20 protein-coding genes are annotated in these 16,409 nt (G+C 27.3%); all 20 read left to right on the top strand.

The window, feature by feature from the left end; all coding sequences use genetic code 11:
- Position 1: 1 nt before the first annotated feature.
- The 20 genes from IR152_RS15910 to IR152_RS16005 all read left to right on the top strand — a co-directional run bounded on the left by IR152_RS15910 (position 2) and on the right by IR152_RS16005 (position 16,370).
- A complete protein-coding gene (locus IR152_RS15910; RefSeq protein WP_227452897.1) occupies positions 2–1,036 on the top strand; it encodes a cell wall-binding repeat-containing protein in 1,035 nt (344 codons plus the stop codon).
- Positions 1,037–1,105: 69 nt separating this feature from the next.
- Positions 1,106–2,902, top strand: a complete 1,797-nt coding sequence (locus tag IR152_RS15915) for a hypothetical protein (protein ID WP_227452898.1) — start codon at positions 1,106–1,108, stop codon at positions 2,900–2,902.
- 92 nt (positions 2,903–2,994) lie between these two features.
- The gene (locus tag IR152_RS15920; protein WP_021424721.1) at positions 2,995–3,183 is read left to right on the top strand and encodes a hypothetical protein; all 189 of its coding nucleotides are present in this window, start codon (positions 2,995–2,997) and stop codon (positions 3,181–3,183) included.
- A gap of 48 nt (positions 3,184–3,231) precedes the next feature.
- Complete coding sequence (locus tag IR152_RS15925) at positions 3,232–3,396, top strand: hypothetical protein (RefSeq protein ID WP_227452899.1); 165 nt, start codon at positions 3,232–3,234, stop codon at positions 3,394–3,396.
- Between the two features lie 19 nt (positions 3,397–3,415).
- A complete protein-coding gene (locus IR152_RS15930) occupies positions 3,416–3,697 on the top strand; it encodes a hypothetical protein (protein ID WP_021424723.1) in 282 nt (93 codons plus the stop codon).
- A 6-nt stretch (positions 3,698–3,703) separates the two neighbouring features.
- On the top strand, positions 3,704–3,865 hold the full coding sequence (locus tag IR152_RS15935; protein ID WP_158221808.1) for a hypothetical protein: 162 nt from the start codon (positions 3,704–3,706) through the stop codon (positions 3,863–3,865).
- A gap of 13 nt (positions 3,866–3,878) precedes the next feature.
- Positions 3,879–4,520 (top strand): hypothetical protein, encoded by a 642-nt coding sequence (locus tag IR152_RS15940; protein WP_095905031.1) that lies wholly within the window; start codon positions 3,879–3,881, stop codon positions 4,518–4,520.
- Positions 4,521–4,979: 459 nt separating this feature from the next.
- Positions 4,980–5,162 (top strand): hypothetical protein, encoded by a 183-nt coding sequence (locus IR152_RS15945; protein ID WP_227452900.1) that lies wholly within the window; start codon positions 4,980–4,982, stop codon positions 5,160–5,162.
- On the top strand, positions 5,162–5,398 hold the full coding sequence (locus tag IR152_RS15950; protein WP_227452901.1) for a hypothetical protein: 237 nt from the start codon (positions 5,162–5,164) through the stop codon (positions 5,396–5,398). Before IR152_RS15945 ends, IR152_RS15950 begins: the two co-directional genes overlap by 1 nt.
- 168 nt (positions 5,399–5,566) lie before the next feature.
- Entirely contained in the window at positions 5,567–7,756 is a 2,190-nt protein-coding gene (locus IR152_RS15955; RefSeq protein ID WP_227452902.1) for a VirD4-like conjugal transfer protein, CD1115 family, read from the top strand.
- A 50-nt stretch (positions 7,757–7,806) separates the two neighbouring features.
- Positions 7,807–9,741 carry a pLS20_p028 family conjugation system transmembrane protein gene (locus IR152_RS15960; protein ID WP_227452903.1) on the top strand — a complete coding sequence of 645 codons (1,935 nt, stop codon included), beginning with the start codon at positions 7,807–7,809 and terminating at the stop codon, positions 9,739–9,741.
- A 37-nt stretch (positions 9,742–9,778) separates the two neighbouring features.
- Positions 9,779–10,060: a DUF5592 family protein gene (locus tag IR152_RS15965; RefSeq protein WP_227452904.1), complete on the top strand. Its 282-nt coding sequence runs from the start codon at positions 9,779–9,781 to the stop codon at positions 10,058–10,060.
- Positions 10,061–10,096: 36 nt separating this feature from the next.
- Positions 10,097–10,693 carry a hypothetical protein gene (locus IR152_RS15970; RefSeq protein ID WP_227452905.1) on the top strand — a complete coding sequence of 199 codons (597 nt, stop codon included), beginning with the start codon at positions 10,097–10,099 and terminating at the stop codon, positions 10,691–10,693.
- A 23-nt stretch (positions 10,694–10,716) separates the two neighbouring features.
- On the top strand, positions 10,717–12,657 hold the full coding sequence (locus IR152_RS15975; protein ID WP_227452906.1) for a VirB4 family type IV secretion system protein: 1,941 nt from the start codon (positions 10,717–10,719) through the stop codon (positions 12,655–12,657).
- A gap of 1 nt (position 12,658) precedes the next feature.
- On the top strand, positions 12,659–13,213 hold the full coding sequence (locus IR152_RS15980; protein WP_227452907.1) for a hypothetical protein: 555 nt from the start codon (positions 12,659–12,661) through the stop codon (positions 13,211–13,213).
- 83 nt (positions 13,214–13,296) lie between these two features.
- Positions 13,297–14,406, top strand: coding sequence for an NlpC/P60 family protein (locus IR152_RS15985; RefSeq protein WP_227452908.1), 1,110 nt, complete (start codon positions 13,297–13,299; stop codon positions 14,404–14,406).
- A 61-nt stretch (positions 14,407–14,467) separates the two neighbouring features.
- Positions 14,468–14,719 (top strand): hypothetical protein, encoded by a 252-nt coding sequence (locus IR152_RS15990; protein WP_227452909.1) that lies wholly within the window; start codon positions 14,468–14,470, stop codon positions 14,717–14,719.
- A 108-nt stretch (positions 14,720–14,827) separates the two neighbouring features.
- Positions 14,828–15,265: a hypothetical protein gene (locus IR152_RS15995; RefSeq protein ID WP_227452910.1), complete on the top strand. Its 438-nt coding sequence runs from the start codon at positions 14,828–14,830 to the stop codon at positions 15,263–15,265.
- 74 nt (positions 15,266–15,339) lie between these two features.
- Entirely contained in the window at positions 15,340–15,951 is a 612-nt protein-coding gene (locus IR152_RS16000; protein WP_227452911.1) for a hypothetical protein, read from the top strand.
- 62 nt (positions 15,952–16,013) lie between these two features.
- Complete coding sequence (locus IR152_RS16005; RefSeq protein WP_227452912.1) at positions 16,014–16,370, top strand: single-stranded DNA-binding protein; 357 nt, start codon at positions 16,014–16,016, stop codon at positions 16,368–16,370.
- The last annotated feature ends 39 nt before the right edge of the window (positions 16,371–16,409 follow it).

Genomic DNA, 16,409 nt, shown 5'->3' on the forward strand with positions numbered 1-16,409 from the left:
TATGAAAATTATGAAAAGAATATTATCATTAGGGTTGACTGTAACATTTTTAGTTGGAAGTAGTACATTAGTTTCAAATGCAATGCAACTTAAAGATATTGATAAAATAGTTGGGAAAAACAGATATGAAACAGCAGGTCTTATTGCAGATAAACAGAAATATACTACTGCTATAATTGTAAATTCAGATAAAAGTATTGCTGATGGACTTAGTGCAAGTGGTTTAGCTGGAAGTGAAAATGCACCAATTCTATTAACTCAAAAGGATAATGTTCCAGATGAAACACTTGAAAGACTTAACACAGTAACTAAACTGTACATAATTGGTGGGGAAAATTCTATTAGTACAGATGTAGAACAAATGCTAACTATGAGAAGAATGGAAGTTAAAAGAATTAGTGGAAAAGATAGAATAGAAACAAGTTATAATGTGGCAAAAGCAATAGATTCTATAAATAAGGTGAAAAATGTAATACTTACTAATGCCTATAAAGGAGAAGCAGATTCAATGAGTGTTGCATCTGTAGCAGTAAGAGATAAAACTCCAATTATACTTACTGATGGAAATAATATTCCATTTAATACAGAAGGACTAAAGACCTATGTAATTGGTGGAAAATCTAGTATGAGTGATAATTTAGTAAGTAAGACAAAATCAGTAAGAATAAGTGGTATAGATAGATTTAAAACAAATAAAGAAGTAATATCATATTTCTATAAAGATGTGAAAGAGTGTTATATAACAAAAGCATATACATTAATTGATGCATTAACAGGTTCTACAATTGCAAAAAATAAACCAATAGTATTAGCTGATGAAATTAGTGATAAAAGTGTATTAAAAGGAATGAATAAGTTTGATGTAATCGGTGGTGTAAACAATACTACAATTGATAGATGTTTAAATGTTTTAAATGGAGAAGAGGAAAAGAATAATTATCAAGGAGATGATAAAAATATAACCTCTTCTAATGGAAACATTCAAGAATATGTAGAAATGGAAGGCGAGTGGGGGAATATAGTAGCAGATATGTAATTTGATATAAAGTTTTAAAGAGTGTAAATTTTTACACTCTTTTTATTTTTGATTTAAGGAGTGAAAATATTGAAAAAAATAATAATAATCTTATTATGTATTTTTCTTATAACACCAGTTGTTATTTTTGGAGCAGGAGGTGGAAATGTAGACACTGGTGGTGGTGATATGGGAGGTGTAATTAAAGGTTACAAATGGACACCTGGAGAAGAAGGTGTCAGAGTAACTATTATAGATGATGAAACTAGAAAATCTGTATCAACTCCAATAGATTTTACAAATGTAAAAAATCCAAATGTAAAGTATCATTTTGGAAAAGTATCTAAAATAGAATATAAAAATGGAACTAAATTGATACGATATAGTACATCAACGAAAGAGTATGAAAGTAAAAAACTTAGTAAAAATATTCCTGTGATAATTAAAAGTAATAGTCGTAAACCTGATATGAAAAAGATAAAGGCTTATTTTTGTGATGAAGTGTTTGTACATGCATTAGCAAAGTTAACAAGTATGGATTATAAAGAGTTAGTTGGTGGCAAATATAAGCTTTTAATAGAGCCAGTCGGATATTGTACAATAAAAGGCGAAAGATATGCACTTACAGCACATGAAGCAGCATTATATGATGAACAATTAAAAGGTACTTTAAGATCAAAAATGCCTTCTTTTACTCATAAAAATTTACCTTTTGCTTTATTTTTAGAAAATGCAGACTTAGGCTTTCCTGCTTGGAAGGGAACTACTAACAATAAGCAATTGAACTCTACTATAAAAGATAAACTAGGCTTAGGTATAATTTACTTTGGAAATGAAAGTGAAGAAGAAAAACCACCAGATATTGATATAAAACCAGACCCTACACCTACACCACCTAAACCAAATGAAGATGAAGGAAATACAGATACAAAAGAGTATGAATACAGAACTGATACAGATGTTATATCATCTGTATTAATTAGTGGTAGAAATAGAACTCCAGATCATCCTGTGAATGTAAGTTTTAAAATAAAAGATAAAACATATACAATGAAAGACATTTACTTACCAAAAGAAGGTGGAGAACAATATGCATGGGTGAAGTGGCATACACCGAAAACACCAGAAAAAATAATTATTACTGTTTCATCAAATGCAACAAGTGAAACGTCTAAAATTATTGCTAATGTAAGTAACTTGGAAGAAAAAACTCCACCAGACCCAAAGGCTAAAGATAAAGCAGAGTCAAAGTATACTGATAATAATGGTAAATTTAAAATACCAAATCTACCAGATGATAAGGGAAAAATAACTTCAACTTATGGAGAATGGGATTGTTATTGGGTTGCTCATTGGGTATATTATTCAGATGGAGAAGGTGGTGGAGAATGGGTTGACGAGGGCTGGTGGGAATGGAAATGGATACCATACACTGTAAATTTAAGTGCTATTATGAATATAAAAGCAGATTCCAAAACCCTTACAGCAAAATCAGATGGTAAAGAAATAAAATCAGGTTATGGCATAAATCTTAAAGTTGATGCGAATGTATCATATAATGCTCCAGAAGGGAGTGTTACAGGTGCACAAAATGTAGTTACATATTATCCAGAATTTTATTATAAAGAGTACAATAGGGTATTACAAAGCATTAAAAAAGGATATAGTTCTAGCTTTGAATTGAAAAATAATAAGTACTGTCCTTTTAATGATAAAGTACATTTTACTACTTTATGGTTTACTGATGGTAAGTATGTTCCATATGGTAATGTTATGGATGTATGGACACCAGAAGGCATGTTGAGTTTAAATGTAAATGACTTTATTAATATAAAAGGTAATTTATATCAAGATTATCATTTTGGTCCGATAAAAAATATTTCATAGATTAAGAGGTAAATTTGAACAATTATGTTGATTTAAAAAGGTGTCCCCTGGGGGCACTTTTTTAGTGTACAAATATTGGAGTGATACAATAAATGAAATGTACTGGTAAAAGATATTTTTATATAGAGAAAAAAGAGATTGAATATAAAATAGATTACATTACTAAATCTAAAGAAAAATTAAAAAAACAATTCAATTTAAATGATGAAGATATATTAAAGATATTAGAATCTTTGCAAATAAAACTAGAAAAAATTAATAAGAAAATTTCAAAAATGTAATACTTTTATGAAAAAGTCCCCTGGGGGCTTTTAGAGGGAGAGAACACTATGATAAATAATATTGAAAAAGTTGTTTCATTAGGTATAATTCAGTTTGTAACTATATTATTGCTAATAGGTTACTATTTTGGAGGATTAAAATATACTTTAATACTAGGGATTTTTATAATGTTTTTATTAGGCATAACTATTATCAAAACAAGTCTGAATTAAAACATTAGAAAGGATAATTATGAATGGAGATAAAAATATAAAATTCACAAAAGTTGATGAGAAGAGGCTGGAAAAAAGAAAAAAACAAAAAGAAATACAAAAAGGAATTTATCTTATGGGTGAATATGAAGAAGGAAAAGTAAGAGTAAGTACAAATCTACCAATTTCTGTTGCTGATGCACTTATATATTATACGAAAACAGAATCGGCAAAAGAAAATTCTAGATCTGAACTTTTAGAAAATATTATCCTAGATTGGACGAAAGAAAACATATCAGAAGAATTATTAAAAGAAGGGTGACCATAGATGATTGATATAGAATCAGTGTTTGTAGACTTAGTCAGTAGAGGAAGAAAATGGAGTGTAGGTTTATATATAGAACCTGAAACATATGAAAGAATAATTAATGAAGAATCGGATAAAGAAGTAAATGTAAGTGAGTTGCTAAAAGTATTAAACAATAAATAGAGGAGAAATTGACATGAGATATATTTCTATGAATAAAAATGGGAAAAAAGAATCTGGTAAATTGATCTCTGTTATGAGTGACAAGGATTGCAATAAAATTGAAATCATGTTATCAGTGATGGATGAATTATCAAGAGATAATACTATTTTATACTTATCAGAAAAAGACATATGTGAAGAAACTATTTTTATAAATTACGATTATGAAAAACTGGAGTTTCAAGTAAGTATTAAAGATAATTTTTATGGTTATAGTTTATTATCGTTTTACAGACTAGAAGATATGTTAAGGTATGTAATAAAATCAATTGATAATATTGATATTATTTTTGTAGATGGAACTAGCTTTAGTATTAAAGTCAATTATAAAAAATTAAAAGATTTGGTAAAAGAAACAGGTGTAACAATCATTCTTTTAATAGAAAAAGAGACGATTGAACTTTTGAATACATTGAAATTTAGAAAACATATAAAAGATATTGATGAAAGTCTTATTTTATATATTGATAGATATAAAGAGATACCAGAAGGTTATTTCTATAAAGTAAGTGGAGATGAATTTAAATCTGTTCAAATAAATACGCCTACATGGATAGAAGATGTACTAAAAATAACAGGTCTTGGATATAAGTATGTAAAAGTAGCAAATTTTTAAAGTAAAAAAGAGAAGGGGTTGATTATATGATTATTAACTCAATTATATTTTTATTATATCTATTTTCCATTTGTATTTATTTAATAGGTATTTATTCTGTTAGTATAAAAATAAAAAGCAATAAAGAAAATTATGAATTACTAAAACAATGTAAAAAGCATTATATATATATATAGTAAGAGAAATGGCAATGGGAGTTATACCAATAGTAAATTTTTTAATAGGAGTTATTTTTGAAATTAGAAAAGTCATTGAAAACAGAAAAAATGGATAAGAAAATCAAATAGGAATAAAAAAAGAAGTCCCCTGGGGGCTTTTTTTATTGGAAAGATTTGAAGGGAGGTGTTTGCAAATGTTTTGTAATAGTGTTTAGTTACAACTGAAAACGTGAAATTCATTATATCAGAAAAAGTCCCCTGGGGGCTTTTTTATTATGTCATTAAAAAGGAGTGATGAATATTGGCTAATAGAAAGACAGATGAAAGAAAAAAGTTGGTAGAACAGATTCTTTTATCAAAAGGAACAAGTTATGATGATTGGATAAATGAATCCCACAATAATTTTATCATTGAGAATGTTAATTTGTTAAGTAGTGGATTAGATAAATTAAATCAAGAAAATAGAAAAGGAGGGGACTTATAATGGGTGTTATTGATTCTCTATGTAATCTTGGCTTAGAAGTTGTTACATGGCTTCAGAAATTGGGATTTCCTGCTTGTGCGATTGCCCTTGCGATAGGTGGAATCACTCAAATTTTTGGAGGACCTAAAGGTATTGATAAATCTAAAGGATGGTATGTAGGGGCTGGTACAGGATTCTTATTTGTATTAGGTGCTAAAGCATTTGCAGAGTTATTACAAGGTCGTATAACATTTTGATGCAATATTCATTTTTTTAAATTCTACTTATAAGTACGTAAAGTTTTTGATTTTCAAATTATAAAAGTGCTCTTTATGAGCACTTTATATCTATGCAAGTTAAAAGAAATGAGTAGGTGCAATTCCTACAACTTGCTAATTATCAAAATTACAGAGAGGAGTATTAAGTTGGAACTTATAAAGGACTTAATTAATTCATTTTTTGAAACTAGAAATGCAGAGTTTAAGTTCGCAAAGAAACTTGTGAATAAAGAGTATTTAATAAAAATAGGCTTATTTATGTTTATAGTAATAACTATTTTTTTAAATACAGTATTAGAATCAATATCATCATTGACTAAAATCTTCAATGGAGGAGAATTTAATTTATGGAGAATATTTATTCCGAGATTTTTAACCTGTTTTCCAGTATACATAATAGTTTATGTAATATTTTTAGTAGCATATTTGAAGATGATAGCGAATATAAAAACTTCTTATGCAGAATTTGAAGAAGGTCAAAAAGGGACAGTAAGATTTGCGACAAATCAAGAAATACATGAACAATATAAAGCAGTTCCAGAAAAAGATAAACTGTATGAAGGCAAGGGTGGTGTTCCTATTTCAAGGAATCCAGAAACAAAGGAAATATATGTTGATGATAGTTCAGTAAATAATTTAATAATAGGTACAACTAGAAGTGGTAAAGGAGAAACATATGTTGTACCAACTATAGATATTTTTTCTAGGGCGAGAGAAAAACCATCACTGGTTATAAATGATCCAAAAGGTGAGTTAATTGCAATGTGTGCTGATACACTTAAAAATAGAGGATATGAGGTTTTAATGCTTAATCTATTAGACCCATTAAATTCTTCATCATATAATCCTCTTCAATTAGTTTTAGAGTCATATAAAGGTGGAAGAATTGATGAAGCACAATTAATATGCAAGACATTGACTTACACCTTATATCATAATCCACATTCAAAAGACCCAATTTGGGAAAATTCTGCATCAGCCCTAGTTAATGCAATGATACTAGCGATATGTGATGAATGTATAGAAAAAGGTGAAGAACATAAAGTTACTATGTATACAGTTGCGAATATGCTTTCAACATTGGGTTCTCAAAATAGAAAAGATTATGAAGGTAATAATATAAATGCTTTAGATGAATATTTTAAAAAACTACCAAATACTTCAGCGGCTAAATTACAATATGCAACAAGTAGGTTTGCAGAAGGTAACACTAGAGCGAGTATATTTACAACAGCTATGAGTGAATTACAACTTTTTACTATGGATAAGATGGCAAAGTTGACATCTAAAAATACAATTGATTTGAAAGGTGTAGGATTTAAGAATCCTCTAGCAAAAGAACATAAACCAAAAGCAATATTTATGGTAACTCCAGATTATGATTCTAGCAATCATAAAATAGCAAGTCTTTTTATAAGACAACTATATTATGTATTAGCAAAAAATGCATCTTTAAGTAAAAATGGAAAATGCGAAATAGGAGTTGAGTTTATATTAGATGAATTTGGAAATATGCCACCAATTGAGTCATTTGCAAATATAATGACAGTATGTTTAGGTAGAAATATTAGATTTAGTTTAATAGTACAAGCATATTCACAATTAGAAAAAATATATGGGAAAGATATGAATACAATAGTTGCGAATTGTGGTAATCAAATATATTTACTTACGAATGATGATACTACGGCAGAAAAATTTTCAAAGTTAGTTGGAGAGAAAACAGTAATAACACGTTCAAGGTCAGGAAAGGTACTTTCTTTATCTAAAAGTCAAACTGAAAACTTAGATACAAGAAGGTTATTGAAGGCAGATGAATTAACCAAACTACAAGAAGGAGAAACTGTAGTCGTAAGGGTTATAAAACGTAGAGATTTAAAAGGAAGAAAAATAATTTCATATCCAATATATAATCGAGTAAGAGATGGAAGAGCATTTAGATATAGATATGAATATCTTAATGATGATTTTGGAAATAAGAAATCATTCTGTGATATTCAAGTTAATACTGTACATAAAGATGTAAATTTAGAGGAGTTAAGTTTATTTCATGAAAAGACAAAAGAAGAGGTGAAAAGAGAAATAGAAGAACGAATAGAGTCAATAATGAAAACTAAAATAAATCCATTATCATATGAAAATGAAAAAATAGATACAGAAAATCAAAAAATATCAGAGTATCAAAAAAATATTATTTTAAAAATAGGTAATAAAATTTTAAGTTGTGATGATATTAAAGAATTGGAAAAGTTATCATCAAAAGAAGATATATTTGATTATTTAAAAGATATAGGAAGGGAAGATTTTATTGAAACAATCAAGAAAGTATTAGATTAGATATTTGCTTATGTAAGAAATAAATTTAGCCAAAGAAAGGAGTGTTTTTTTTGGGAGAAAGTGAAATGATAGATATATTATCCAAATATGATTCTATAATAGTAATTAAAGAGTTTATAGGAGGAGCATTTAGAGTAGTTGGATGGTACTTAATAAAATTTTTAGTTATGATTTCTAATTCCGTTGAAGGTGTAGTTGACCAAATATACACTTTGAACGGATTTTTTAATAGCCCAGAAATTAATGAGTTAATAAAAATGTTTAAGCCAGTTATATTCGTTATTTTGATGGTGTCACTTTGTTATTTAGGATTCCAATTAATGCTTAATAGAAAATTTAAGTTAGAAGGTTTAACTACTAATATAGCACTTGCAGTAATAGTTGTAGTTGCGTTACCTACATTTATGTTACAAGTAGCAAAAATAACTGATACAGCAATATCAGCAGTAAATAGTAAATATGAAACAACGGCTAATAAGGTTATTAAGGAAAACTTGACAGATATATATTTATTTGAAGCAAATAATTTCAATAAGTCTACTAAAAATAATATACCTGAAAGTTCAGTTATGAATGTAAATGTTTTAGATGAACTAGACACCTCAAAGGTGAAAAATAAAGATTTATTTTCAAAGAAAATTGGTTTCGATGAAAATAGTAAAAAAATATTAGTAGATTTAAGTGATGGTTTTTTTGGTATGGGTGGAGAATCTTATTATAGATGGCATTTAGACTACTTTAATGTAATAGTAACTTTGACATGTATTATTGTAGTCATAGTGCTTTCATCAATAAGGATAGCAAAAATAATAGTTGAAATAGGAATTAAAAGAATATTTGCAACACTGTACTCTTTTGCAGATATAAGTACAGGTCAAGGATTAAAGACCATTGTAAAAGATTTATTTTCATCTTTTGCTATATTATTTTCAATATCTTTATTAATAAAAATATATCTATTACTTAGTTCATATGCATCTTCAAAAGTAGATGGAATAGCAGAATTAATAGTTTTAATTGGTGGAGCATCAGCAGTTATTTCTGGACCAGATATTGTTGAAAGAATTTTTGGAATAAATTCTGGAGTGAGTACTGGAAATGTTATATCTTCAATATATCATGGTGGAGAAATGGTTAAAGGTGGTTTATCAACAATTAGAGATATGACAAGTAAGGTTGCAATGGGTGGAGCTACTGTAGCATCTGGTATGAGTGGATTTATTAATGGATTTAGAACAGGAAGCAATGGTTTAAATGAAGATGATAAAATTAGTAAAATTGATAAAATGCCTAGTGCTAATTCAGATTTAAGCTTGAATAATAAATCCAATAGACCTATAGATGAAGAAAAGAGAAAACCAAATGAAAAAGAATCTAATAAAGATAATTCTTCAATAAAGAAACCAGATAATCAAGAAACGCAAGATAAGCAAATTCCAAATAAATTAAAAGATGAAAATATGAGAAATAAACTAGATAATGATGATTCTCCTTTAGGAAATATTAGAGATAAAATAGAAAATAAAGGTGACAATAAATCAATAGATGACTTAAATAATAATAAGAAGAATGATAGTATTGATAAAATACCTAAAGTGGAAAATAAATCTGATAAAGATAATAGTATAAATAAAAATCCTGTTAAAGAGCCTATGAGAAAGGATGATATAAATAGAACATCAACACAAGGTCTTGATAGGAATAATAATATTAGAACAGGTATGAATAGGGATGGAGAAAAATTCAATAGTAAAAGTGAAGGAGCAAATACTCCAAATAATAATCTAAGAAATAGTAAAGATGATATTGTACCTAAAGTTGATTCTCCTAAAATAGCAGACAGAGGAAATGAATCATATGTAGATAAGATAGAGGAAAAAATAAGTCCACTATCACAAAAAGTATCTCAACATTATCAATTAGGCAAAAACACAGGAGCAAAATTTAGAGATAGTGTAAATAAGAAAATGGGTTCTAAAAAATAATAAAGAACAATTAATATAATTTAGAAAGGATGTTTTTATGTATAATATTCCAAATGAAATTTCTTCAGAAACTAAAGTATTTAAATCAATATATATTATTGACTTCTTAATTATTATGTTAGCCTTGTTTTTTGCATGGCTAACAAGTTCAATTGTTTATCCAACTTTAATAATTGCATATTTTATATATACATCAGTGGTAGCAATATTTTTAGTTGCAAAAAGTCCGATAAATCCAGGAATGAGAAACTTTATGTCAATATATTTATTGATTACTAGAGATAGAAAAACGTATCATTCTATAGATTGGGATGAATAAAGTGATTTTGAGAATTTAATATTGAAAGGAGTTATTATGCTTAGAAAAAAGGATATAAGTGAATTAAGTAAAGAAGAAAAAAAGTTGGAAAAGCAAGAAAAAAAAGAGTTAAAAAAGATAAATAAAAAAATTGATAAAGGTGTGACAGAATTACTTCCTTTTCTGGATGTTACAGCAAAGGAAGCCTTTGAAACTAAAGATGGTGTTATGGATATATTTCAAATATCCTCTTGTGATATATATACATTAAATAAAGAAGAAACAAATGCACATATTTACACTTTTGCAACGTTTCTAAGAACATATCAAGATGATATAAAAATTATATCAATGAATTTTCCAGTAAATACATCTATTCAACAACAATATTTTAAAAGAGTTATAGAAAGAACCTCTAATCCTACATATTTACATTTTTTAAAGATAAAATTAGACCAGCTTGAACGTATAGAATTTAATAGGGAAAATAAAGAATTTTATATTTTTATATATGCAAATAATGAAGATGAAATGGATGATAAAATTAATTTGATATTTAGATTATCGGGTGGAAAATTCAAATTTAGTAAAATTGATTTAGATAAAAAAATAAAAATACTTTTTAAATTATCCAATCAAAATACAAAAATATAGAGAGATATAAAGGGAGATTTAGCATGAATAAACTGGTAAAAATCAATAAATTTAATAAAAAAGAGTACAATCCATATCTTTTAAAAGAAATTCAGCCACAAGGAGGAATTAGATTTTCTACAAGAATTATAGAAAAAGGTGATGGTTTTGAGACATGCTTACATGTTTATGGCTATCCAAAAAAAAATGATACATTTTGGTTAGAGAAACTTTTTAGTTTTAGGAATGTTATAACTACACTAGATGTAAAAACAGAAAAAAAGGAAAAAACCTTAAAAAAAATGAATAAATCTCTATCTGAGTATAATCATAGGTTTCATGAAGATCATGATATAGTAAGCAAAATAGAAGCACAAGGAGCTTATGATACTTTATATGGATTAGTAGAGGATATTACGAACTTTGGAGAAGTAATGAAATCAATACATGTAAGATACTATATATCTGATAAAACAATAGAAGGTGTTGAAAATAGAGTTGCTGAAATATCAAAAGAATTAGAAGGCATAGGATTTAGGACAACTATATGTTTAAGTGAACAAACAGAAGAGTGGATGTCCTTATTTTGTAAATATGAGAAACAACAAAGTTTTAGGAATAGAAGAAAAGGAAAACCACTTCAAGCTCTTACTCTTGCAGGTGGGTATCCTTTCCGATTTACTAGTTTGAATGATAAAACAGGTTGTTATCTTGGACAAACTTTTACTGGTGGTGATATAGTTTTTGACCCATTTACTAATGATGGAAAGAAAAGAATATTCTATAATTCTGTGGTTGTAGGTCTTATGGGACAAGGTAAATCAACATTATTAAAAGAACTTTCACACAATAATACAATTGTTGGTAATACAACAAGAATTATTGATGTCACTGGAGAATTTGAAGAATCAGTTACGGCTGAAGGAGGAAAGACAGTATCCTTAGATGGTACTGATGGAATAATAAATCCATTAGAAGTTTTTGCTACAATAACAGATAAACATACATATAAAGTAAATAATGAAATGTCTTTCACAACTCACCTTGATAAAGTTAGTACAATATATAAATTCTTAGTGCCAGAGTGTTCAGCAAGTGAACAAAGAGAATTTGAAAAACTACTTAGTGAGTTTTATGTTTATCATGGAATAGAAAAGGAAAAAGCAACTGAATATAAAACAGAAGAGTATCCAATTGTTGAAGATTTATTACATTATGTTGAAAAGCAGATGTATGATGATATAGCCAACAAAATTCCTAAAAAAAATATTACATTAAATAGACAAGAAAAACTTGAAAATATAATATTAAATTTAGAAAGTATAGTTAGAGATTATGGAAAATTATTTAATGGACATTCATCTATTGCAGATATTACTAATGAACAAGTAGTATCTTTTGAACTTAGAAACTTAACACAGTTTGATGAGAGAATATTTAATGCACAAATTTTTAGTGTTTTAAATCTTCTTTGGAATGAAGCATTAGTTCAAGGAAGAAGAGAGAAAGATAAGTTTGATAAAAATAATAAAGACCAAACAAAAACTTTTGATTCATCAATAGAAGAAGCAAAAAAATTCTTTTTAATTATAGATGAGGCACATAGAATTATAAATTCAAATAATATAAAGGCTGTAAAATTCCTAACTGATTTTGAAAGAGAAGCAAGGAAGTATTTCGCAGGTATAATATTTGCTTCTCAGAATATAAAGGATTTTGTTCCAGAAGATGTGACTGGAGAAGTCTTTCAAGAAATTAAAAAACTATTTGCACTTACACAGTACAAATTTATTATGCGTCAAGATCACAGTGATAAAGAGGTCTTTAATAAGGTATTTGAAGGTCAATTATCAGATAGCGAGTTAGCACAGATAGCAAACTTGTCTAAAAGAGAATGTTTACTGTCTATTTCTGGGCAAGAAAATATTTTCTTTGAAATTGACATTAGTAAATGTGAATTAGATTTATTTGCAGGGGGTGCTTAAAATGATAAACAAAAAGATAGTATTTGGAATTATTATTGCTATCTCTATATTAATAATATCAATATTTTATTTTTGTATAAATAATAAAAACGATGAAGGTATTGAGCATAAAGAACTTGTAATAGAAAATAAAGATAAAATAGAAGATAACGAATCTAATAATAATGAGAAAAAAAGTGTCAAAGAAGAAACTGAAGATATAGCAAAAAAATTTGTTATAGCATGGCATACGGTTGAAGAAAATCCTAAAAATCGAATAGATTCAACTAAAGATTTAATTAATGAAAATTTCTATAAAGAGTTGAAAGATGAAGAAGAACTTGAATATAATGATGTTAGAAAAGATAAATATACTTATAGAAGAATAAAAGAACTAGTTGCAGTAGACTACAAAGAGAAAGATGGAAAAGTCTATTGGACTGTCAAAGTGTGGTATGATTGGTTAGATAAAGATAAGAAAATACAAGAAGGTAATTTAATGACAGTATATCATGTTGGATTATTAAAAGAAAATAATAGCTGGAAAGTGTTTGAAAGTCCAGCAGAATTTTATTAAAAACTACTATCTTTTAAAAGGAAATTAAAAGATAGTAGTTTTTTAATTTCCTTTTTTATATGAGGAAAGCGTAGGGACTAAAGATGTTAAATTCTATAAAGAAAAAAATAATTTTGTCTGTGATAAGTCTATCTATAGCCTTTATAATGATATTCATGCTGATACTTTCTCTATTCTTTATTGCAAACAATTCTAGTGGAGGTGGGTATTATTCAGGAGGCATTTTGGAGGGTGTCCCAGAAGAATATATGCCTTATTTTAATGAAGCAGCAACAATATTTCATGTTCCAAATTGGACTTTAGCAGCAATTGCAAAACAAGAAAGTAATTTCAATCCAGGGGATGCCTATGGTGGTGCTTGGGGGATAATGCAAATTCAAAAAACAGACTGGAGCTATTATATCTCAAATGGACTAGGTGATTTATATAAAAGTGTAGGATATTCGTTTTCTAGTGCAGATAATATGTGGCAAAAATACCTCAATGATGTAAGGGCACAAGTTTTAGCAGGTTCTTGGGAATGTATGAGATATACAAATATAGTTTTGAAAAGTAAAAATATAATTGATAGTGTACCATATAAAGATAATCAAAAAATGGCTGAAAATATGGACTTAATTAATTGGAATGCAAGTGAAAATGATGCAACATTTAAAGAGATACTAAGACGTTCCTTCGCATGTTATAATGGTGGACCTGGATATGGTTTAAAAGTAAATTTAGATAAGGCACAAAATAATTATCCAAATAAAGTTTTTAAATATGCAATGGAATTTAGAGAAAGTGCAAGTAATTTACCAGATATAAGTGGCAATCCAAATTCCCCAAAAGCAAAGCAATTATTAGATGTAGCATTTAAACAAAAAGGTAAACCTTATGTGTGGGGGGCTACAGGACCGAATAGTTTTGATTGTAGTGGATTTACTCAGTATTGCCACAAACAAATTGGTATACAAATACCTAGAACTGCACAATCACAGTCTTATGCAGGTAAACCAGTGGATAAAAATAATTTACAAGCAGGGGATTTAGTATTTTTTGGTTCTGGTGTAAATGATATTACTCATGTTGGAATGTATATTGGAAATCGTCAATTTATACATTCACCACAAACAGGTGATGTAGTGAAAATAACAAGTTTAGATAAAGAATATTATGCAAGAAGATTTAAAATTGCAAAAAGATTTATCTAAACTAGTAAATTAAATTCAAAAAAAGATGTCCCCTGGGGACATTTTTTAGGAGGTAAAAAAAATGAAGAATATTATAAATGAAAAACTTAATGGTAGTGAATTTATATGTAAAGGGGGATGGAAAAGTGGAAATACAATAATATTGGATGATGGAGCAGAGAGAAACATAGATTATAAAAAAATTGAAGATACAGAATATGTATCAATAATTCTAACCCCAAAAGATATAGAAAAATTAAATATAGAATTAATTTCTTATATAAACTATATGGAATGTTTTAATGAAGATAGTGAAAATAACAAGTTTAGATAAAGAACATTATACAAGAAGATTTAAAATCGCAAAAAGATTTATCTAAACTAGTAAATTAAATTCAAAAAAGGAGTCCCCTGGGGACAAAAATGAGGGGGAAGATATATTATGAAAGAATACTATACTAAATCTTTTGATGAAGAAGTAGACGAAATAAGATTTTTATATAAAAAATTTGCTACCAACTTAAATTTATCTGAGAATATTTTAAATAGAAAAATTGTATATGCAAAAAGTGGAGCAATACTTATAGGAGCATTATATGGATTTGTGAGACAAAGAAATAAATACAGTGATGAATATAAAATATTTAAAGAAATAGAAAAAATATTAGATTCTGATAATGTTATAAGTTTAGAAAAATCTAAACTTTATTTTGAACAAATTAAGGGGATGGCATTAACTCTATGGAAAATATATCTGAAAAATATAAAGACAGAGGTAATGAGAACACTAATAGTAAAAGAATTAAAATCCAATTTAAAAGATTTTTATTATGAATATTCATTGAAAATCAATATAAATAAGATATATAAATTGGATTGATTTGATAATAAGAGTAAGTTGCTAGAATCTATAAAATTATAAATAATATTAATAATGATAGGAGATTTAATTATATGGGTAAAATTATAGAAAAGTTAGAAGAAAATAGAGAGAATAAGTTATTTGAGAAAGAGTTAAATTTTTCTATAAAAAGATGTATAGCAGAAGAACTTTGTAAAAAAAGATGTATAGCAGAAAATTTCGATTTTGATGGTTGGAGTTTACTTGAAGAATCAGTATCTTATGATGAAAAAGAAAAAATTATTATTATGAAATTTTATAATAATGGTACAGAGGAATATTTGAATTTTCATGTAGATTGCAGAGAAGAACCTGCAAAATATGCAATACCTCATATTTCAATAAAAAATGAGGAGTATCCAAAAAATACAATAAGAGAAGCAATATATAGAGGTAATGAGTTTGAAGAAGAGTTAAAACTTTGTTTAAAAAGAATTATAGCAGAAGAGTTTGATTTTGATGGCTGGGATTTATTTGAGATACCATATAAAGATGAAGAAGTAATAATAATGGTTTTTTACAATGAAAAAACAAAGAAATACTTAGATTTTCATGTGTATTATAAAGAAAAATATGTAGTTCCATACACAGTAGTTGACACGTACATGTCTGGGTTTTATACATATCCTAAAAATACAATAAGGGAAGCGATATATATTGTATAAGATAACAGAAGAGTTTGCAAAAGAGATTCACAGAAAATTTATAAATGATAAGGAGATTATTCATGAATCATGCTAATTTAATCGGCAGATTAACAAAAGAGCCAAATATAAAGTGTAAGGAAGATGGAAATTATGTACTTTATTTTGATATAGCTATAGAGAGTCAATATAGTAAAAATATGGTTTCTTATGTGCCTATAGAAGTGAATGGTAAACTAGTGGAAAGATATTCATGTGAACTTTTCAAAGGTCAATTAGTAGCAATAGAAGGTTATATAAAGGCATATAAAGGTTATTTTAGAGTAAGTACTAATTATATAAGATATTTGAGTAAAAATAATGAAAAGGGGTTTGAAAAGGATTTAAAATATACTCCAGAACCAATTGAAGAGAATGATGAAATACCCTTTAAACTTTAAGTAAATAATAAATGAAATAAAAAAGATGTCCCCAGGGGA

The sequence above is a fragment of the Clostridioides sp. ES-S-0108-01 genome (assembly GCF_020662285.1).
Classification (GTDB): Bacteria; Bacillota; Clostridia; order Peptostreptococcales; family Peptostreptococcaceae; genus Clostridioides.